This is a genomic window from Gorillibacterium timonense (assembly GCF_001457415.1).
GTDB lineage: Bacteria > Bacillota > Bacilli > Paenibacillales > NBRC-103111 > Gorillibacterium > Gorillibacterium timonense.
Genome location: NZ_LN881722.1, coordinates 492,644 through 512,260, shown reverse-complemented (window position 1 = coordinate 512,260; position 19,617 = coordinate 492,644). Strand labels below are relative to the sequence as shown.

Sequence of the window (19,617 nt, the reverse complement as noted above, 5' to 3'; positions counted from 1 at the left end):
CGTCAGTTTCCGCTCACACGGCTTGCGTCACGCATGTTTTCCTCGAAGGCAGCCATGACCGCCTGCTCGTTAGACAACCCGGAGTTTTTGCCGTTTTCAATGGCTTCGAACATCCGCTTGTAGTCCTTGGGAATGACCTTCACGAAGTGGAAGATCTCCTCTTCCCAGTTCTCCAGAATGCGCTGAGCAACCGTGCTGCCGGTGAATTTATGGTGATTACGGATCATTGTTCTGAGCTCGTTGACCTCATAATGCTCGGTTACCTGCTCCAGCAGGACCATCTCTTTGTTGACCTTGGTATCGAAATCGCCGGCCTTGTTGTAGACGTATGCGACCCCGCCGGACATCCCGGCGGCAAAGTTACGCCCGGTCTTGCCCAAGACGGCGACCCGACCTCCGGTCATGTATTCACATCCGTGGTCGCCGACTCCTTCAACAACCGCGCGCACGCCGCTGTTGCGGACGCAGAACCGTTCGCCGGCCCGGCCGCGGAAGTAGGCTTCCCCATCAGTAGCACCGTACAAGGCGACGTTGCCGAGAATGATGTTGTCCTCGGGCACGAATGCCGAAAGCTTCGACGGGAAGATGATGACCTTCCCTCCGGAGAGCCCTTTGCCGACATAGTCGTTGGCGTCTCCTTCGAGCGACAGGGTGATTCCCTTCGGAACGAAGGCTCCGAAGCTCTGCCCGGCCGAACCGTTGAAGTGAAGCCGGATCGTATCGTTCGGCAGCCCTTCTGCTCCATAGCGGCGGGTGACTTCGCTGCCCAGAACCGTACCCACGACGCGGTTGACGTTCTTGATCGGCATGATCGCATGCACATGGTCCCCGTTATCAAGAGCTGGCTTGCACACCGCAAGCAGCTTGGTAACGTCGAGAGAGCGGTCCAGACCGTGATCCTGCTCCTCCGTACAGGAGCGTCCGACGGTGTCGGGCACTTCCGGCTGGTAGAGGAGGGCCGACAAGTCGATGCCCTTCGCCTTCCAGTGTGTGATAGCCTTCTTCGGCTCCAACACATCGGTGCGGCCGACCATCTCGGCGATGGTGCGGAAGCCGAGCTCCGCCATGATCTCGCGGACCTCTTGAGCGATGAAGACCATCAGGTTGACGACATGCTGCGGATCTCCGGCAAACCGCTTGCGCAGCTCCGGATTCTGCGTCGCCACGCCGACCGGACAGGTGTCCAGGTGACAGACGCGCATCATGACGCAACCAAGGCTGATCAGCGGGGTAGTGGCAAAGCCGAATTCCTCCGCGCCAAGCAGGGCGGCGACGACGACGTCGCGGCCGGTCAACAGCTTGCCGTCCGTCTCGACGGTGATGCGGCTGCGCAGGTTATTCAGGATCAGCGTCTGATGCGCCTCAGCTAACCCCAGCTCCCACGGCAGACCCGCATGGCGGATGCTCGTTTGCGGGGAAGCGCCGGTGCCGCCCTCATAACCACTGATCAGAACAACATCGGCCTTGCCTTTGGCAACCCCTGCGGCGATGGTGCCGACGCCGACCTCCGACACCAGCTTGACGCTGATGCGCGCGTTCGGGTTGGCATTCTTCAGATCGTGGATCAGCTCAGCCAAATCCTCAATCGAGTAGATATCGTGATGCGGAGGCGGTGAGATCAAGCCTACGCCCGGCGTAACGCCGCGCACTTCGGCGACCCACGGGTATACCTTGCGGCCCGGCAACTGCCCGCCTTCACCTGGTTTCGCTCCCTGCGCCATCTTGATTTGAATCTCGTCGGCGTTCACCAGGTAGTGGCTCGTGACGCCGAAGCGACCGGACGCCACCTGCTTGATCGCGCTGCGCCGGGAATCGCCGTTCGCATCCGGCGTAAACCGCTCGGGATGCTCGCCGCCTTCCCCGGTGTTGCTTCTGCCGCCGATGCGGTTCATGGCGATCGCCAGCGCTTCATGCGCTTCCTTGCTGATGGAGCCGAAGGACATGGCGCCCGTCTTGAAACGCTTGAAGATCGACTCGATCGGTTCCACCTCATCGAGCGGAATCGAGCGGCGCCCCTGCTTGAACTCCAGCAGGCCGCGGAGGTGGAATTGCTTCTCCGAATCGCGGTTGATATGCTTTACAAAGGTTTTGTACTGGGCGTAATTGTTGCTGCGCACCGCTGTCTGCAGCGCATGAATGGCTTCCGGAGAGTACAGATGCTCTTCCCCGCTCGCTCGGTACTGCAGATCGCCGCCAGCGTCGAGAACCGTATCTTTGCCTTCCAGCTCGGAGTAAGCGCGCTGATGGCGCAGCTCCACTTCGCGGGCAACGATATCGAGCCCGATCCCTTCGACCCGAGAGGGCGTCCAGGTGAAATACTTATCAATGAAGGAACGCTTCAGGCCGACCGCCTCGAAGATTTGAGCGCCGCGGTAGCTCTGGATCGTCGAGATGCCCATCCGGGCGAGGACCTTGACCACGCCTTTGGTAACGGCTTTGCTGTAGTTATAGTGAGCCTTCGCGCTATCGACTCCGGTGAGGAAGCCGTCCGCAATCATCTCGTCCAGCGTCTCGTAGACGAGATAGGGGTGGATGGCGCCGGCGCCATATCCGATCAGAAGCGCAAAGTGATGCACCTCGCGCGGCTCGCCGGACTCCACGACCAGGCCAACCTTGGTGCGCGTGCCTTGGCGAATCAGATGGTGATGCAGGCCGGACGTTGCGAGCAGCGCCGGGATCGGGGCATGGTCGCCATCCACTCCCCTGTCAGATAGAATGAGAAGAGACGCGCCTTCCGCAATGGCTTGGTCGGCATCCGCGAAGAGGGCATCCAGCTTCGCTTCCATTCCCGCTTCACCTTCTTGCGGGTTATAAGTCATGCGAAGCGTTACCGCCTTAAAGCCTTGGGAGCCAGCAGAGCGCAATTTCGCCATTTCCTTATTCGTCAAAATCGGCGATTTGATGCGGATTTGTCGACAGCTTTCGGGGGCGGGATCGATGAGGTTGCCTTCCGCTCCAAGCGTCGTCTCTTGCGCCGTTATGATCTCTTCAAAGTTCGCATCGATCGGAGGGTTGGTCACCTGTGCGAACAACTGCTTGAAGTAATGGTACAGAAGCTGCGGCTTATCGGACAGAACTGCAAGCGGGGCATCGTTGCCCATCGAACCGATGGGATCGACTCCGTTCTTCGCCATGGGCTCCAGGAATTTGCGCAGCGACTCGAAGGTGTAGCCGAACGTCAGCTGACGCTTCAGCAGCGGCTCCGCTTCAACCGGCTTCTCGGCCGATTCGGGGAGGTCATCGAGCGAGATCAGGTAACGGTCCAGCCATTCCTGATACGGCTTCTCTGACACGATTCTTCCCTTGATTTCCTCGTCCGACACGATTCGTCCTTCCTTGGTATCGACCAGCAGCATTCTTCCCGGCTGCAGACGTTCCTTGCTCAGGATCTGATCCGGCGGAAGATCGATGACGCCGACCTCGGAGGCTAGAACGATCATGCCGTCCGTCGTCACGTAATAGCGAGCCGGACGGAGACCGTTGCGGTCGAGCACGGCGCCGATCACGCGGCCGTCGGTGAAGGAGATGGCGGCCGGACCGTCCCACGGCTCCATCAGACAGCTGTGATATTGATAGAAAGCCCGCTTGGCCGGGTTCATCGTCTCATGCTTCGACCAAGGCTCGGGAATCATCATCATGGCGGCATGCGGCAAGCTTCGACCCGTCAGGGACAGGAACTCCAGCACATTATCGAAGATCTGCGAATCGCTGCCGTCTTCCTCCATTAAAGGAAGCAGCTTCTTGAAATCTTCGCCGAACAGGTCCGTGTCGCAAAGCGCCTGACGTGCCCGCATCCAGTTCACATTGCCGCGAAGGGTATTGATCTCTCCGTTGTGGATCATGTACCGGTACGGATGCGCCCGTTCCCAGCTCGGGAAGGTATTGGTGCTGAAGCGGGAGTGAACGAGGGCGAGTGCGGACGTTAGCTGCGGATCGCCAAGCTCGGTATAATAGAGGTAAACTTGTTCCGGGGTGAGCATTCCTTTATAAACGATCGTCCGGCTGGACAGGCTGGCATAATAGAAGCTATCCGCTCCGTCCAGCTTGTGAACCGCATGCTCGGACAGCTTGCGGATGACGTACAACTTGCGTTCAAAGGCGAGCTCGTCGGCAGAATCGACAGAATTCGCCCCGATGATCACTTGGACGACATGGGGTTCTCTGTCCTTCGCCGAGTCGCCCAGCATGGAGTTATCGGTCGGCACCTCTCTCCATCCGAGCAGTGTCTGCCCTTCCTCCTTCACGATGCGCTCGACCGTAGCCTTGCAAGCCGCACGAATGGATTCATCCTGCGGCAGAAAGATCATGCCGACTCCGTATTGGCTCGGCTCCGGAAGGGTGATTCCTTGCTCCGCCATAGCTTGAGACAGATAGGCGTGCGGAATCTGTATCAGAATGCCGGCGCCGTCACCGGTGTTCGTTTCACTGCCTTGGCCGCCGCGGTGATCCAGATTGCAGAGCACCTGAAGGGCCTGTCGGACGATGGTATGGGACGGTTTTCCCTCAATGCTTGCCACGAAGCCTATTCCGCAAGCATCGTGTTCAAACCGAGGGTCATACAGTCCCTGCTTAGGGGGCAATCCATTCAGTTTCATTCCCGCGCAACCTTTCGTAATTTAGTAGGGAAAACTGTTAAATCCAAAAGCCAACAAAATATTTATTTCATATTACCATCGGCCATGTCAGATTACAATTTATAATCCGCAAAAGACGAATAAAAAAGAGTTATATACATGGAACCTTCGGCTTTTCACTCCGGTTGACATTTCCAGGCGTAAAGCTCCAATGAAAGCGCCAAAATTCTTTTTTTGTTCCGGGACCGCTAACATGATATGATGATAGACGGGACTTATAGAACCCTGTGTTTCGGCTCTAGGAGCCGGTCTGTGGGAATTTGGATGGAATAAGGCAAGGTGAATCTTTCGTGAGAAAAAAAAGAATCCTTCTTCTATCCGAGGGATTCGGCTCGGGACATACTCAAGCGGCGCACGCGATTTCCGTCGGCCTCCGCAGGCATTCCCCCTCGGTCCGCACCCGCGTGCTCGAGCTCGGGGCGTTTCAGCATCCGACCATTGCCCCATGGATCTTCTCCGCGTACCGCAAGACGATCACTTCGCAGCCGAAGCTGTTCGGAAAGCTTTATAAAAGCAAATACAAAAAAGAGCTGAACCGGTTCACCTCGATGGCCCTTCATCGCATCTTTTACAATGCCACGGAGGAGATCATTGAACAGCTGCAGCCGGATATGATCGTCTGCACGCATATGTTCCCGAGCATCGTGGTATCGCGGCTGAAGCGCGCCGGACTGACGACTCCGCTCGTTACCGTCATCACCGATTATGACGCTCACGGCACTTGGGTCGGCTCCGAAGTCGACCATTATCTGGTGTCTGCTCCCGAAGTGAAGGAGAAGCTGATCAAGAAGGGAGTTTCTTCCGATATTATATCGGTTACCGGGATGCCGGTGCATCCGGATTTCTGGAAGCCGATGGATCGGGACGAGATCCGCAGCGAATTCGGGCTTAAGGATATGCCAACCGTGCTCTTCATGGGCGGCGGATGGGGCCTCATCAAGGAAGACGAGCTGATCTATCGCGCCAGCAGGTTCAGCGACCGGGTGCAGATGATCTTCTGCCTCGGCAATAACGAGAAGCTGCGGGAGCAGCTGTCGGAAGACCCCCGGCTCATGCATCCCAACATCAAATTGATGGGGTACACCAAGGAGATCGGCAAGTTGATGGATGTGGCCGATCTGCTTGTGACCAAGCCCGGAGGGATGACCTGCTCGGAAGGGCTCGCGAAGGGTATTCCGATGCTGTTCTACAATCCGATCCCCGGTCAAGAGGAAGAGAACGCCCAGTATTTCATCGATAACGGGTACGGCGTCCTCATCGGATCGCCGGCCGACATCGAAAGCTGGTTCGGCAAGCTGGTCCGGGAGCATGACCGCTTTGTCGCCAAGCGCCAAGCTCTCCGGGACAACCGCAAGAACGCCACTAACCCAGATGTCTGCTCCGAGGTCATCCTCAGCCTTCTCGAACAGCAAGCCTAAACCGACTCGCCTCCCCATGCTCGCAAGGCATGCGGGAGGCTTTGTATTTTCCAGCCGCAGTCGTGAAGAATCCGGACGTTCGAACGGGATATTTTCCCACCGACCTGCAAATACTCCCCGTATGAATAATCCGCTGAACGACCTCATTGAAGCACTCGGACATTCTGCCGATGTCAAAACAAGAGAACTCATCCAAGAAGGCCGTCACGCTCATCTGGTCTATTACTCCTCTCTATGCAGCGATAGTCGTATAGGTGAACATGTGATCACTCCCTTTCTGGAGAATTCTGAAATGGAGGACTTTGTCTATTCCCTGCGCACCAGCGGAGCGAAGCCGACAGAAGCGGGCGAGCTCACGAGCAAGCTGACCCAAGGGTATGTGGCGGTCTTCGTTCAGGGGCGAATCTTCACGCTGTCGCTGACCAATCCCACCAACAAAGCCCCGGTGGAGACCAACATCGAGAGTAACATCCTGGGCTCCAGGTATGCGCTGAGCGAGGTTCTCGATGAGAGCCTGAATCAGATCCGCTCCCGCTACCCGAATCCAGAGCTCATTGCGGAATCTTATAAGGCGGGCAGGCTGTCCAAGCTGGACGGCCTCGTCCTCTACGACAGCCGAATGGCTGAGCAAGGAGCGCTTGAGGAAGTCCGCAAGCGCTTAAAGCGGCTGCATGTGGACACCGTCAGCTCCACCGGCGAGCTCATGGTTTTGATGAACGAGATGAGATTTTCCCTATTTCCGAACATGCTCGTGACGGAGCGATCGGACCGAGTCGCGCTCGCTCTATCGGAGGGAAAGATTGTGCTTTTGCTGAAAGGTTCTCCCTCAGCCTTGATAGCACCCGCTGCTTTCCATGATTTTATGACCTCGCTTGATGACATCAACAACCAGTTCTGGCTTTCATACGCTCTGATTCTGCTTCGCTATATTTCCCTGGCCTTGACCTTGTTCCTGCCCGGCCTCTACGTCAGCATCGTCTCTTATAATCCGGAGATCTTCCGCATGCAGCTCGCCTTGTCGATTGCCGGAAGCCGGGCCGCCGTACCTTATCCGTCCTTTGTCGAAGTGCTCATCATGCTCTTTATTATTGAAGCGTTAATCGAATCCAGCATCCGTCTGCCCCGCTATATCGGGGCTACCGCCACCACGGTCGGAGGGCTTATTCTGGGACAAGCGGCCCAACAGGCGGGGCTTGTCAGCAGCATCATGATCATCATCATCTCGACAGTCGCAATCGCCAATTTTGTTATCCCAATCAACACGATGGGCTTCGCCATGCGCTTCGTGAAGTATCCGATTGTGCTACTAGCCAGTTTCTTCGGCATTCTCGGTATCACCTTCGGGATGTTTCTGCTGATCGTAGCCTTGTGCAGCATGACTAGCTTCGGTAAACCTTACCTGAAGCTGCCGGATCAGTTTCGCTTCATGAAGAGGTATCCTCGTCGAAAGGGAGGAGCCGTATGAACCGCTATTATTACATCGCGTTGATCAAGACCATGAGTATGAACATCATCTTATTCGTGCCGCATATCCTGATCGAGCAGCGGTTTACAGGAGCCATCCCCTCCATGCTCTTGAGTCTCCCTCTGTCGATGCTGCTGCTATATGGCTTTACCCGTACCCTGAAGCTATTTCCGGAGCAAGGAGCGCCGGAGATTCTCGCCGGTTATCTCCCCCCCTGGTTTTTGAAACCTTACCTTGTTCTCTATGGGATCATGATCTTTAACGCAGGTACGTTTGTCATCATTGCATACTCGACCATCGTAACCCGCTTCATATTCCCGGATATGTCCTACCTGCTGGTCGTCTTCGCGTTTTGCCTCGTCACAGCTCTCGGAGCGACACGCTCAACCAGCTCCGTCATTGCCTTCTCGGAGATCATGCTGTTGCTGAACATTCCACTCATCATCATCATTCTCACTAAAGCAATGGGCAGCGCCGACTTGAAACTCGATGCGATCCGCACGATGTCCGACTATCTCATGACAAAGCCGGCATGGTTTTCTCTTGGAGCGGCCACCTACGTTTTCTCGGGATATACTAGCATCGGGATTACCAATCGGCTCCAACCGAGCATGAAGGGCAAACGGGTGCGCTACGGCTTCATCGCATTGGTTGGAATGAGCGTCCTTCTGATCACTTTCCTGGTCCCGATCGGGTTACATGGGACGATAGGTGTCAACAACTACGCCTTTGTCTGGATCAGCACTTCCGATATGCTGCGGATGCCTTACGGTGTAATCGAGCGGGTCTTGTTCCTGTTTCTCTTTCTTAACTTTAATCTGTCGCTCATGTTTATCGCCTTCGTCTGGCATATCGGCTGCGAGTTAATTAAATCCGGCCTGCTTAAGGCGAAACCCGATCCGAGAAGGAATACCGCTATCGGCGCTTCCTGGATCATCGTTGGCTTGTTTATCGTTGTTACCGTCTTGTTCGCTTACTTCTTAACTTTTCGCGATTCCCTGTCCATCCTTCGCATCTGGTTCCTCGTTCGTCTGGGTGCGGAAATACTGCTTGTCTTGTTCATGGTCATGGCAGCCAGAAAGGTGAGAAGCTCATGATCCCCTTTTATTGGAAGAAAGTCATTTACTCTCTGCTCGTTGCATCCCTCCTGCTGTTTCTACCCGGGTGCACGTTTCGGGACATCGACAAACGTTTTTTTGTTGTGGCGGTCGGGTTCGATGAATCGGGTAATCCGCAAAAACCGTATAAAGTTACACTAAAGCTGGCAATTCCCGCCTCTCATATCGAGCCGGGGCTGCCTCATAAATTCCAGCTCGTGTCCGAGGAGGCGGCTACGATCTCGGAGGCGATCGGATTGATTGGCTCCCGGGTTGACAAGCATCTGGATTTCAGTCAAACCAAAGCCTTCATCCTCGGCTTGAAGCTGATGAGCCGGAACATTCAAAACTCCTTGGATTGGCTCGTGCGCAGACATGATATCCAAGGCATCGCCTATCTCAGCGTCGGTGATCCAACCGCCGAATCGGTCTTAAAGACGAGCCCGCCTTCCGAACGCCTTCCCTCCAATTCGCTCATCTTGATCTTCGGCCGCGAGGGGAATAATTCCTCGTACATCATGCCGATTACGGTTTCTGAATATTATCGGCGTTCCACCGAGAAAGGACTCACTCCCTATATGCCCATAGTCCGTCCTTCTCAGGGAACTTATCTAGTCGATCAGGTCGCGCTGCTCGCAACGTCCAAGATCGAGTTGATACTTACCCCTGAGGAGACCCGGTTCCTGAATCAGCTGACTCGGCAGCGAATGGTCCGCGAATATTCCTTTCATCATGGAGACGAATCGTACAGCCTGGAAATTAAAAGGATGCGCTACAACTACAAACTGCTCCGCACCCCCCAAGGAAAGCTCAGACATGTCGCGAAAATAAAGGCCTCTGTCATGCTCCAGCACACCAATTCCTATCGTACCCAAGAATGGGGCCGGCTTGAAAAGCTGACTCAGGACCACATGGCGGCTGATTACCTGAAGCTTATGGAGAAGATCCGCGACTCCGGCACCGATCCGCTCGGCTTTGGGTTGCGTTACCGGGCAACCCACCATGATGCAGACCGCGACTGGACACAGTGGCGGGCCTTATATCCCGCCATGGACTTTTCTGTTCAGGTGGACTGCACCATGCGAGGAACGGGGATTATCAAATAAAAACAGGCGCTTCCGGTGCAGGGGATGGCGCAGCGAACCGCGTCCTATAAGAAGAAAGCGCTGGAGCAGTCACCGCTTTCCCGCGGCTAAAGCTCCAGCGCGCTAATGCGGAAGTTTCATTTGAACGGAACACGATTCTTCCCCTCGTGCACCTCGTCCTTCGGATAGAGCGGTTTGATCTCCTCCGGAGGCCGGTTCGGGTTGGGCAGCTTCTTCTTCGTCAGAATGGGAATCTGCAGCGAGAACCGCTTGCAGACGGAGCGAGTCTTTCCGTTGCGATCAAAGTGCAGCGTCGCGTTGATTTCTCCTGCCAGTACGATGATCACGCTGCTCAGATACAGCCAGATAAGCAGCACGATCACTCCTCCGAGGCTCCCGTAGGTTTTGGTGTAGCTGCCAAAGTTGTTCACGTAGAACGAGAAGAAGAGCGAGGTGACAATCCAGCCGCAGGTCGAGAAGGCTGCTCCCGGAAGGACCTCCTTGAATGTCAGACGGCAGTTCGGAATATACTTGTACAAGGATACGAAGACGAGGGCCAGAACCGCGAGCGGAATTGCGTATTTGCCGGCTCCCCAAAGCGCGTCGAAGGAATCGGGAATCGAGAAGAAGGCGAACATCTGATTACCGACCCATTCGCCCAAGATGAGCAGAAAGAACGTCAGGGCGATGGAAACGGCGAGAGCCAGCGTAAACAGGACCGAAATTCCCTTGACCTGGTAATAGCGCCGCGTCTCCTCTTCATCGTAGGCTTTGTTGAGCGCCTTCATGATCGCGTCCACTCCCTTGGACGCCGACCAGATGGTCCCCATCATCCCGAAGGAAAGGAGAGTCTGACTCCTCGCCTGCTGAATTTCGATCAGCGTGCTGCGGATGGTATCGTGTGAGCTTTGCGGAAGAAATCGCTGCAGGCTGCGGAGAATCTCATCCGGCGACAACGGAGTGAAGCTGATCATCGCCACAAGGAAGATCAGAAAGGGAAAGATCGCTAGAATCAAGTAATAGGTGAGCTGGGCGCCCATAGCAGGCACCTCATCCTCCTGGTAGCGGCAGTATAAATTTTGTAAAAACGATGTTAACTTTGGGCCCATGCTCCTATCCCGCCTTTCCTACTGGGCTCGCCTTGTGGTACCCTTATGTAGGCTTTGCATGATTTCTTAACCTCCTCTCAAAAACGTGAATCAAAATGCCAAATGACTAACCATTGATAATAATTTGCAATTCGAAGGAAATATCCATTCATTATCCGGTTTAATTGGTTTATTATGAAGAAAGGCGCGAACGAGGCGATTCCGCCATGATTGGCGCCCTGAACGAGGTGTCCTACGATGGGTTCTGGACAAATGCACAAAATTTTGATCCTGACCGGCGACCTGGGGGACGGGCATATCCAAGCTGCCGGGGCGATAGCGGAGGCGGCGCGGCTGTACGGCCCAGAGGCACAGACCGTACTGGTCAACTTTCCCTCCGTCACCCATCCGAAGCTGCATCCGGTGGGCCGATACTTTTATACCAAGTGGGTGACCCGGTTCCCGCTTGTCTACGGCTATCTTTTTCAGAAGACCCGGGGTGAAAACCTCATGTCCCAGCTCTTCCGCAAAATGAAATTTTATACCTTGAGCCGGCTGGAGAGACTGATTCAAGAGGTGCGGCCGACGGTGATCGTCACCACCTTCCCGCCAGCCGCCGCCGGGATCTCCATGCTGAAGGAAAGCGGGTTATCCGGACTTCCCGCCATCACGGTGATTACCGACCACACCGATCACAGCTATTGGCTGCATCCTTATACCGATCGGTATATCGTCGCGTCTGAACGCGTGCGGGATGCTCTCGTCAGCCATGGAATCCGGGAATCCCAAATTTCGGTGACCGGTATTCCCGTCCGTCCCGAGTTCACGATGGCTCAGGATCGAATGAAGCTTCGGGACAAGCTCGGCTTAGATCGGGAAAGGCCCGTCGTGCTTCTGATGGGCGGAGGGCTCGGAATGATCGCCAAGGAAAGCTCCTCTCTGCTGCTCACCGGCGACATTGCCGTAGACGCCCAGTTCGTTCTGATCTGCGGGCGCAACCGCAAGCTCCAGGAAAGTCTGGCCAAGGAGTTGGCTGATTGTCGCCATTCCATCACCATCACAGGGTATGTGGACAATGTCCACGAATGGATGGCCGCAGCCGATCTGCTGATTACGAAGCCGGGCGGGCTCACCACCTCCGAGGCGATCGCCACCGGGCTTCCCATGCTGCTGTATAAGCCCTTGCCCGGGCAGGAAACGGACAACTCGGCCTTCCTCGTCGAAGCGGGTGTCGCCATCGAAGCTGGGCATGAGAAGGAGCTGGCGGCTCTACTCAACTCGCTGCTTCGAAATCCGGAGCGTCTCGCCGGCCTTCGGAGACAAGCGGCCGGCTGCCGGAGGGAGCATGCCGCCTATGAGGCGCTCTTGTCTATCCTGGAGACCGACGCCGCGAACCGCCCCCGCAAGCTCAGTGACGCTCTATACGCCAGGGCCTGATCATACTGTTATTTCATCAAGGAGGACCGGTTAGACCATGAAAGAAAAGTTGATTTGGGGGATCTTGATCTTCCTTGCCGTCTACATGCTTCTCCCCTGGATCCTGACGAGAATGCTCAGTGTCGGAGTCATTCGCCGGGGAGGCAAGAGGCAGCTCGCCCTCACCTTCGATGATGGACCTGACCCGAACTACACGCCGAAGCTGCTCGATCTACTCAGGGAGCACGGCATACAAGCGACATTCTTCGTTCTGGGATCAAAGGCGGAAAGGCATCCCGAGCTGATCCGGCGAATTCACGAAGAAGGCCATCAAATCGGAATTCATAACTACACGCATTTCTCAAACTGGCTGATGTCGCCCTGGAGGGTCAAGCATCGGCATGTTGACCGTTCCGCGTCCATCGTGGAAGGGATCATCGGGGTACGCCCCACCTATTATCGTCCGCCCTGGGGAATCATCAACATCTTCGATTTCATCCTGAAGAAAAACTACAAGATCGTGCTCTGGTCGCTCATGACCCACGACTGGAACAGCTCCATCGGCAGCGCCGGCTTAAAGCAGAGATTGTCCGAAGGCGTGAGCGACGGTGCTATCATCCTCCTTCATGACAGCGGAGACACCTTAGGCGCGGACGAAGACGCTCCCGGCTTTATGTTGGAGGCGCTTGCCGAAGCGGTCGTCGAGTTCAAAGCGCTCGGCTACACCTTCGCGCGAATCGATCAATTAACGGGGCAGCCGTCCACCATCGGCATGGCGAAGCGGGTTCTGATCAAGCTGTGGATGACATGGGAACGCTTCTTCATCAAGCTGTTCCACATCGTGCCGGTCGATCCGGACAACACCTTCCTGCAGGTGAGGGTACGGGAATACACCGACAGCAAGCCCTTGACTCTGGAGGACGGGGAAGTGTTCGTGAAGGGGGATCGGATTCTCGAGCTGCACCTAAACAATGATACCCTCTTCGAGCTTGGAAGAACGAGCCGGAACTCTACCCATCTCGCGATTCAAATGATTCGTAAGACACGCGCGCTTCTGCCGCAGATCACCCATCTGATCGAAACCGATCCGGCTTACCGCGATGTCAAGGGTCTCTACGGCATCACCCTGATCAACCGAGGTCCGGAACAGCTGGGCTTTACCGTATTCGACTTACCTTCCGGTCCCTTTGCCTTCTTCACCAAATTTTATTTGCGTCTGCTCATGTACGTCATTCATCCCGACGGCAAGGATCGCTTGAAGACCAAGACCGACCTCCTTGTGCCGAAGATTATCGCCATTTCCTCGAAAGAACTGGAAAGCCGATACGCCGCCTGATGCGGCCTCATCCCTGTGAAAATCAAAAGCCGCTCATCCGGTTCCTGCGGATCGAGCGGCTTTTCCAGAAAGGATTGACTTCTATCCATGACGGTCTCATCTCCCGCTTCATCCGGGAACTCGGCTCTTCTGCTCGGAGCCTCCGGCCTGGTGGGCAGCTCCCTCCTGCGCTTGCTGCTTGAAGACCCTGCCTGCGGGCGGGTCACGGCGCTCGTCCGCCGTCCCCTTCCCATTGTCCACGACAAGCTTCGCTATGTGGTTGCAGACTTCGACCGGCTGGACGAACACTCCAGCGAATTCGCCGTGGACTGGGTCTTCTGCTGCCTCGGCACGACCATTCGCAAGGCGGGCAGCCAAGAAGCTTTCGCCCGGGTGGACTTGGATTACCCCCTGGCGGCGGCGCGCTTGTCGGGCGATGCGGGTGCCCGCTCCTATCATGTCATCTCAGCCGCCCAGGCCGATTCGCGCTCGCGTATCTTCTACTCTCGGATCAAGGGCCGGATGGAGGAGGAGACGGCGAAGCTCCCGCTTCGCGAGCTCCACATCTACCGTCCCTCGCTCCTCTTAGGCGACCGCCAAGAATTCCGGCTTGGGGAACGAGTCGGGTCTTATGTCATGCGCGGTCTGTCCCTCCTGTTCCGCGGTCCGCTCGCCCTCTATCGAGCGATCCAAGCGGAGGATCTCGCGAAGGCGATGTTAGCCTCCGCCCTGGATAAGCCCACACCCGCTCTCGTATCATCTCCCGTATCCGCGCCCGGCTCCGGATCAACTAGCAGAGGAGCTAATACGCATAGCGGGACCGAGCTGTTCCAGCTGGCCGAGCTTTACAACTCCCGGATGAAGGAGCTGAGCCGCGCATGACAACAGACTTCACCAAACACCCACCTTCCGGAGCTGCTCGGAGGGCCGTCATCTTCAGTGGAGGGGAGCTGGGAGCTTGGGCGCTCGCGGAGATCCAGCCTGGCGACCGCTTGATTGGAGCCGATCACGGCGCTTGGTTTCTTGTCGAGAACGGACAAACGCCCGATCTCTCCATCGGCGATTTCGATTCGGTCAGCGGTACGGAGCTCCGCCTCATCGAAGAAGCGAGCCGCAGCATGGAAGCCTGCGATCCGATCGACAAGGACTATACGGACACGGAAATGGCCGTCGAGCGTGCGCTCGCGGACTCGCCCTCCTCGATTACCCTGCTCGGCGTCCTCGGAACCCGCTTCGACCATTCGCTGGCAAATGTCCACCTGCTCGTGAAATGCGCAGAGCGTGGCGTCTCCTGCCGCATCGTCGATGCGCATAACGAAGTGACGCTCGTGCAGCCGGGCCGTCCGCTGACGGTGACCAAGAACCGATTCGCGAACGTCTCTCTCTTGCCTTTAACTCCGCAGGTGACAGGGATTACCCTCAGCGGTTTTCTCTACCCGCTGGAGGAAGCGACCCTGACCATGGGACAGTCGCTTGGCATTAGCAATGTCTTGAACGGAGACGAAGGAACGGTTCGAACTGCAGCCGGACTCCTCCTCATCATCCAAAGCGTAGATTAAACGAAAAAGCCGCCGGCTCCGGATTCAAACGTGTATTCAAACGGAATGAATCGGTTTGAATACACGCTCCTGTTGCCAGCGGCTTTTATCCTGTTTCCCTGTACCCCTCAAATCAGCCTGATGATCCGGGTGACCTTGTCCCCATCTGCAACCTGAATCCAGTGTTTGCGGGCATCATAGGCGACTTTCCCGTTTCCGAGCTCCAGATCCGGCTCCGTCCCGAGGCCATAGAAGACGTCATCGGCCAGCGTTCGGATGCACTCCCTTCGCTCGCTCTCAGCAAGCGCTTCCCAGTCCTCATCCGTCATGTCCAGAAATTCATAGCTTCCCTGCACCTCGAGCAGCGCATCCGTCAGCTCTTCGACGATCTCTTCGTATTCGCGGGCAAACTTGACTCCCATCGGTATCCCTCTTTCTGCCTTCATGCTAGAACGCGATTCTGCCTAGTCTCTTGCCATTATAATAGAGGAGAAAGCATTCTGGCGAACACTTCTTTCGCTCGCTGCTTTCGGGAGCGTCGCGCGAACCGTTCCAGACTCATCTCCTCGCTATCGACCAAATCCTCACGGAAATCCTCATCCAGCTTGCGGATCGTCTCCTTGTCGAACATCACCGCGTTCATTTCGAAATTATCGAAGAAGCTCCGCATGTCCATATTGGCCGTCCCCACCGTAGCCATCGTCTCATCGACGATGAGAATCTTCGCGTGGATAAAGCCCTTCCGGTACAAAAAGAAGCGGACGCCTGCTTTCATGAGCTCCTCAATATAAGCGAAGGCGGCCCATTTCACCAACGGATGATCCGAGATGCCGGGAAGGATGACCCGCACATGGACTCCGGACAAAGCCGCGGTTTTGATCGCCATCAGGATGCTCGGATCGGGAATGAAATACGGCGACACGATATCGATGCGGTCGACAGCCGTGCTCATAGCGCCAAAGAACATCTCCTGAATGGTGTCCCACTCCCCGTCCGGACCGCTTGCAATGATCTGAATTCGCTCCTGGCCGAGACAGCCATGCTCCGGAAAATAGACGGGATCAACAAGCTTCTCTCCCGTAACGAACTCCCAATCATTAAGGAAGGTTTGCTGCAGAAAGTGCACGGAATCGCCAAACAGCCGCATATGCGTATCCCGCCAATAGCCGAAGCGGGGATTGCGCCCCAAATACTCGTCGCCGATGTTGATTCCCCCGAGAAAGCCGACGATTCCGTCCACGACGAGAATCTTGCGGTGATTGCGGTAGTTCAGATTCCTTGTGAAGAAGGCGGCCCTGAGCGGGAAAAAGCATCCCACCTTCACCTCCGCCTCCTGCAGCTCGCGGATGTACGACGATTTCAGCTTGTAGCTGCCGAGTCCGTCATACGCGAGCCGCACCTCCACGCCTTCCTTCGCCTTCCGAATCAGAATCTCCTGAATCTCCATCCCAATGGTATCCGAATGAATGATGTAGTACTCCAAATGAATGTGATGCTTTGCGCCTTCAAGCGCACGGCGAATCGCTTCGAACGCCGTGCTGCCTTCCGAGTAGATCTCCGTTTCGTTGCAGAGCGTGATGGGGGATTCCGGAAGGCTTTTCAGCAGACCGAACAGCCTCTTCTGCTTCGCCGCGTCGGGATTGCGCAGCTCCTTTGCCTTCATGGCGATATCAATGTTATGCAGAACCCCTTCGGGAAGCAGGTAGTGGGTCTTTCTTCCATGCCGTCTGACAAATCGCCGCTTCCGGTATTCCCTCGCCACGAAATAGTACAGAATAAAGCCGAGGACGGGAAGCAGGAAGATAATCACCAGCCAGGCCGTTGTCTTGGAAGGATTCTTGAATTCGAGCAGCAGGACAAGTCCTACCTGAATGACAAACAAGAGGAGTGCGATCACCAGCCAAACCAGCATATAATCCCTCCGTGATCTGCGGCATCTTGCGTTGATCTCACCAGCCTGTTGAGCTTGCAAACCTTATTACCCCGGCGCCGCTGTGGAAAAACAAAGCCCGTCCCGCCTTTGTTTCAAGCCAAACCCAGGCGTTTACATTATGGTAGGCACAACAAACCGCATAGAAAGGATGAGCGTCCATGAGTCTGCTTGGAGTGCTGGTCAGCATCATCATGGCGATTATCATCGGCTTTATCGGGGATGCGTTGGTTCGTTCCGATATGCCGGGCGGCGTTATCGGCTCGATGGTTGCCGGATTCGTCGGTGCGTGGCTCGGTCATTTTCTGTTCGGCCACTTCGGGCCCGTCATCGCCGGCTTTGCGATCATACCGGCGATTATCGGCGCAGCCCTTGTCGTCTTCCTAATCGGCCTGATGTCTCGCAGCATGGCCAAAACCCGTTAATCCCTCGTCACTGGCTAGGACAATAGCAATTCACAATGGATAAGGAGCGTGTGAATCATGGCAAAGAAAGGAACCCTACCCGGACTGTTGATTGGCGGCGCCATCGGCGCGGTATCCGCTCTTCTGCTCGCCCCAAAGCCGGGCAAGGAAATGAGAGCAGACTTGACGAACCGCTATAACGGTCTCTGTGAGTCTACCTCGCGCGTGGCGGGAAATGTCACTCAGACGGCTTCCGATCTGGTCCGTACAGCATCCGACAAAGCGAGCACCGTCCTCTCTTCCGCCAAGGACACCTTACACACGGCGAAGAGCGCCGGCGAGGACGTCCTGGATGAGGCCAAAGATGGCCTCGACTCGGCCAAAGAGACGGTCGTCGATGAAGCCAAATCCATGAATAAGTCAGATTCCAGCTATTGAGAGGATGAAGACACAGCCGGTTCCTGCGGGAACCGGCTCTTTTGTATGTGAAGGAGCAAGAGAAGGGCTCCCGCTGCCGGAAGCCCGCAATCCAACTAGTACGCTGTCAGCTTAAAAACCGTGGTCTTCGCACAACTTCTCATACCCATTGACGCCGATTCATATCCACACGATTAGGGCTGACAGCGTACTAGTAGCTCTTCAATTCTAATAGTATGAAAATGCAATCTGTGGTAAAGTAGTGGCAAAAAGAGGTAATACGATGCGACCGATAAGCTATCCGATATCACTGTCCGAAGAAGAGCGAAACCAGTTAACCGTGGTGGTATCGAAAGGAAAGGCAAGCGCTCGTGCCATCCGCCGGGCACACATTCTGCTGGCGGCCGATAAGAATCGTGAAGGCGGGGCCTTAAAAGAACGGGAGATTGCCGAGCGGTTAGGCGTGCATCCCAATACGGTCTATGCCATTCGTAAAGCGTATACCGAGCAAGGGTTGGATGGAGCAGTGAAGCGAAAAAAGCGGGTGACTCCCCCTGTTGCTCCCAAAATAACCGGAGAAGTGGAGGCAAGGATCATCGCCCTAAGCTGCAGTGCACCCCCGGAGGGACGAAGCCGCTGGACCCTGCACTTGCTGGCGAATCGAGCGGTCGAACTTCAGTATGTGGAGGGGCTCTCCTACGAAACTGTCCGGCAAGTGTTAAAAAAACGAGCTCAAACCCCATCTTCATAAATGCTGGTGTATTCCCCCCGAGCAGAATGCCACATTTGTCGCTGCGATGGAGGATGTGTTGGATGTCTATCGGTTGCCCTATGATGCGGATTGCCCCGTGATCTGCATGGACGAGAAACCCTACCAACTGTTGGATGAAGCCAGACAGCCCATCCCTATGAAGCCCGCCCAACCTGAACGTCAGGATAGTGAATATGTCCGAGTTGGCACCTGCAGTATCTTTCTTTTCACGGAACCCTTGGGCAGTTGGCGTCATGTGAGCGTTCGGGAGCAACGCACGCGAATCGAGTGGGCGGAACAAATCCGGGAACTCCTGGACGTTCATTACAAAGACGCACCGAAGATTCGGCTGGTGATGGATAATCTCAATACGCATGCGATCGCTTCACTCTATCAAGCGTTTGATCCGCAGACCGCTCGTCGTTTAGCTAAGCGAATCGAGGTTCACTACACGCCCAAGCATGGCAGTTGGCTCAATATGGCAGAGATCGAGCTCAGTGTTCTGACGAGTCAATGTTTGGGACGTCGCATTCCCTCCATTGCCGACTTGACCATTGAAATGTCTGCTTGGGAACAGGCGCGCAACCTTTCCCAAAAGGGAGTCGATTGGCAGTTTACTACCGAGGACGCTCGCATCAAGCTAAAACGACTTTATCCACGGTTTAAGAATTGAAGAGCTACTAGTCACGAATCATGCAGCAGGTTGACCACCGATTACGACAAGGTGGCGGCAAACTCCTCCACCGCCATTCCCGTAAGCAGCAGGCTGGAGACCTCGATCTTTTCCCGGTCCGGTTTGATAAAACTCTTCTCCCTCAAATAGTATCCCTTCTCTCTAGCGGCCGTATACAGCCCGCAGAAATGCTCGGCGGCCCGGACCGCCTCATCGCAGCTCTTGAAGGTGTGTAGAGCGTTGCCGAAGCCAAGCGGGTTGGAGGACGATTGGATGGTTAACTCGTACGAGGCTTCGCCGCTTTCGCGCACCAGAAGCTCACTGTCGAAGCATTTGATCCGATGCTTAATCATCAGAACCACACCGCCTCTTCTTGGATTTGATTC

Annotated in this window: 16 protein-coding genes; 11 read left to right on the top strand and 5 right to left on the bottom strand. The window is 55.7% G+C overall.

Annotated features, from left to right (window positions below; genetic code table 11):
• Positions 1-2: 2 nt before the first annotated feature.
• Entirely contained in the window at positions 3-4,595 is a 4,593-nt protein-coding gene (gltB, locus tag BN2684_RS06835; RefSeq protein WP_058301404.1) for a glutamate synthase large subunit, read from the bottom strand.
• A gap of 329 nt (positions 4,596-4,924) precedes the next feature.
• Here gltB and BN2684_RS06830 point away from each other — a divergent pair, with 329 nt between their 5' ends.
• Genes BN2684_RS06830 through BN2684_RS06810 form a run of 4 tightly spaced genes read left to right on the top strand, consistent with a single transcriptional unit; the run spans position 4,925 to position 9,720 of the window.
• Positions 4,925-6,052: an MGDG synthase family glycosyltransferase gene (locus BN2684_RS06830; protein WP_058301403.1), complete on the top strand. Its 1,128-nt coding sequence runs from the start codon at positions 4,925-4,927 to the stop codon at positions 6,050-6,052.
• Positions 5,943-7,517 (top strand): spore germination protein, encoded by a 1,575-nt coding sequence (locus tag BN2684_RS06820; protein WP_082651803.1) that lies wholly within the window; start codon positions 5,943-5,945, stop codon positions 7,515-7,517. The genes BN2684_RS06830 and BN2684_RS06820 overlap by 110 nt, the downstream gene beginning before the upstream one ends.
• The gene (locus tag BN2684_RS06815; RefSeq protein WP_058301400.1) at positions 7,514-8,614 is read left to right on the top strand and encodes a hypothetical protein; all 1,101 of its coding nucleotides are present in this window, start codon (positions 7,514-7,516) and stop codon (positions 8,612-8,614) included. Before BN2684_RS06820 ends, BN2684_RS06815 begins: the two co-directional genes overlap by 4 nt.
• Positions 8,611-9,720, top strand: coding sequence for a Ger(x)C family spore germination protein (locus BN2684_RS06810; RefSeq protein ID WP_058301399.1), 1,110 nt, complete (start codon positions 8,611-8,613; stop codon positions 9,718-9,720). Before BN2684_RS06815 ends, BN2684_RS06810 begins: the two co-directional genes overlap by 4 nt.
• Positions 9,721-9,836: 116 nt before the next feature.
• On the opposite strand, the gene BN2684_RS06805 is transcribed toward BN2684_RS06810, so the two are convergent.
• A complete protein-coding gene (locus BN2684_RS06805; protein WP_082651802.1) occupies positions 9,837-10,808 on the bottom strand; it encodes a YihY/virulence factor BrkB family protein in 972 nt (323 codons plus the stop codon).
• Positions 10,809-11,045: 237 nt separating this feature from the next.
• Here BN2684_RS06805 and BN2684_RS06800 point away from each other — a divergent pair, with 237 nt between their 5' ends.
• The 4 genes from BN2684_RS06800 to BN2684_RS06785 all read left to right on the top strand — a co-directional run bounded on the left by BN2684_RS06800 (position 11,046) and on the right by BN2684_RS06785 (position 15,077).
• A complete protein-coding gene (locus BN2684_RS06800) occupies positions 11,046-12,224 on the top strand; it encodes an MGDG synthase family glycosyltransferase (protein WP_058301398.1) in 1,179 nt (392 codons plus the stop codon).
• A gap of 37 nt (positions 12,225-12,261) precedes the next feature.
• Positions 12,262-13,539, top strand: coding sequence for a polysaccharide deacetylase family protein (locus tag BN2684_RS06795; RefSeq protein WP_058301397.1), 1,278 nt, complete (start codon positions 12,262-12,264; stop codon positions 13,537-13,539).
• An 87-nt stretch (positions 13,540-13,626) separates the two neighbouring features.
• Complete coding sequence (locus tag BN2684_RS06790; protein ID WP_108722167.1) at positions 13,627-14,400, top strand: oxidoreductase; 774 nt, start codon at positions 13,627-13,629, stop codon at positions 14,398-14,400.
• Positions 14,397-15,077 carry a thiamine diphosphokinase gene (locus BN2684_RS06785; RefSeq protein ID WP_058301396.1) on the top strand — a complete coding sequence of 227 codons (681 nt, stop codon included), beginning with the start codon at positions 14,397-14,399 and terminating at the stop codon, positions 15,075-15,077. The genes BN2684_RS06790 and BN2684_RS06785 overlap by 4 nt, the downstream gene beginning before the upstream one ends.
• 107 nt (positions 15,078-15,184) lie before the next feature.
• Here BN2684_RS06785 and BN2684_RS06780 read toward each other — a convergent pair whose 3' ends face one another.
• Positions 15,185-15,478: a hypothetical protein gene (locus BN2684_RS06780; RefSeq protein WP_058301395.1), complete on the bottom strand. Its 294-nt coding sequence runs from the start codon at positions 15,476-15,478 to the stop codon at positions 15,185-15,187.
• A gap of 56 nt (positions 15,479-15,534) precedes the next feature.
• Entirely contained in the window at positions 15,535-16,965 is a 1,431-nt protein-coding gene (cls, locus tag BN2684_RS06775) for a cardiolipin synthase (protein ID WP_058301604.1), read from the bottom strand.
• Between the two features lie 182 nt (positions 16,966-17,147).
• Here cls and BN2684_RS06770 point away from each other — a divergent pair, with 182 nt between their 5' ends.
• From BN2684_RS06770 to BN2684_RS24220, 3 genes are all read left to right on the top strand, one after another.
• Complete coding sequence (locus BN2684_RS06770) at positions 17,148-17,411, top strand: GlsB/YeaQ/YmgE family stress response membrane protein (RefSeq protein WP_392388995.1); 264 nt, start codon at positions 17,148-17,150, stop codon at positions 17,409-17,411.
• Positions 17,412-17,468: 57 nt separating this feature from the next.
• Positions 17,469-17,828: a YtxH domain-containing protein gene (locus BN2684_RS06765; protein ID WP_058301394.1), complete on the top strand. Its 360-nt coding sequence runs from the start codon at positions 17,469-17,471 to the stop codon at positions 17,826-17,828.
• A gap of 262 nt (positions 17,829-18,090) precedes the next feature.
• A protein-coding gene (locus BN2684_RS24220) for an IS630 family transposase (RefSeq protein WP_234340146.1) occupies positions 18,091-19,231 on the top strand; the annotation gives its coding sequence in 2 pieces (ribosomal slippage) (positions 18,091-18,530 and positions 18,529-19,231; 1,143 coding nt in all).
• 41 nt (positions 19,232-19,272) lie between these two features.
• Here the strand turns inward: BN2684_RS24220 and BN2684_RS06750 are convergent.
• The gene (locus tag BN2684_RS06750; RefSeq protein WP_234340179.1) at positions 19,273-19,584 is read right to left on the bottom strand and encodes a hypothetical protein; all 312 of its coding nucleotides are present in this window, start codon (positions 19,582-19,584) and stop codon (positions 19,273-19,275) included.
• Positions 19,585-19,617 lie beyond the last annotated feature (33 nt).

What these genes read in the sequence shown, in the direction of transcription:
- BN2684_RS06815 (WP_058301400.1), top strand. Translation starts at nt 7,514, where the DNA reads ATGAACCGCTATTATTACATCGCGTTGATCAAGACCATGAGTATGAAC.
- BN2684_RS06785 (WP_058301396.1), top strand. Translation starts at nt 14,397, where the DNA reads ATGACAACAGACTTCACCAAACACCCACCTTCCGGAGCTGCTCGGAGG.
- BN2684_RS06750 (WP_234340179.1), bottom strand. Translation starts at nt 19,584, where the DNA reads ATGATTAAGCATCGGATCAAATGCTTCGACAGTGAGCTTCTGGTGCGC.
- BN2684_RS06810 (WP_058301399.1), top strand. Translation starts at nt 8,611, where the DNA reads ATGATCCCCTTTTATTGGAAGAAAGTCATTTACTCTCTGCTCGTTGCA.
- BN2684_RS06770 (WP_392388995.1), top strand. Translation starts at nt 17,148, where the DNA reads ATGAGTCTGCTTGGAGTGCTGGTCAGCATCATCATGGCGATTATCATC.
- gltB (WP_058301404.1), bottom strand. Translation starts at nt 4,595, where the DNA reads ATGAAACTGAATGGATTGCCCCCTAAGCAGGGACTGTATGACCCTCGG.
- BN2684_RS06805 (WP_082651802.1), bottom strand. Translation starts at nt 10,808, where the DNA reads ATGGGCCCAAAGTTAACATCGTTTTTACAAAATTTATACTGCCGCTAC.
- BN2684_RS06820 (WP_082651803.1), top strand. Translation starts at nt 5,943, where the DNA reads ATGACCGCTTTGTCGCCAAGCGCCAAGCTCTCCGGGACAACCGCAAGA.
- BN2684_RS06780 (WP_058301395.1), bottom strand. Translation starts at nt 15,478, where the DNA reads ATGGGAGTCAAGTTTGCCCGCGAATACGAAGAGATCGTCGAAGAGCTG.
- BN2684_RS06795 (WP_058301397.1), top strand. Translation starts at nt 12,262, where the DNA reads ATGAAAGAAAAGTTGATTTGGGGGATCTTGATCTTCCTTGCCGTCTAC.
- BN2684_RS06790 (WP_108722167.1), top strand. Translation starts at nt 13,627, where the DNA reads ATGACGGTCTCATCTCCCGCTTCATCCGGGAACTCGGCTCTTCTGCTC.
- BN2684_RS06800 (WP_058301398.1), top strand. Translation starts at nt 11,046, where the DNA reads ATGGGTTCTGGACAAATGCACAAAATTTTGATCCTGACCGGCGACCTG.
- BN2684_RS06765 (WP_058301394.1), top strand. Translation starts at nt 17,469, where the DNA reads ATGGCAAAGAAAGGAACCCTACCCGGACTGTTGATTGGCGGCGCCATC.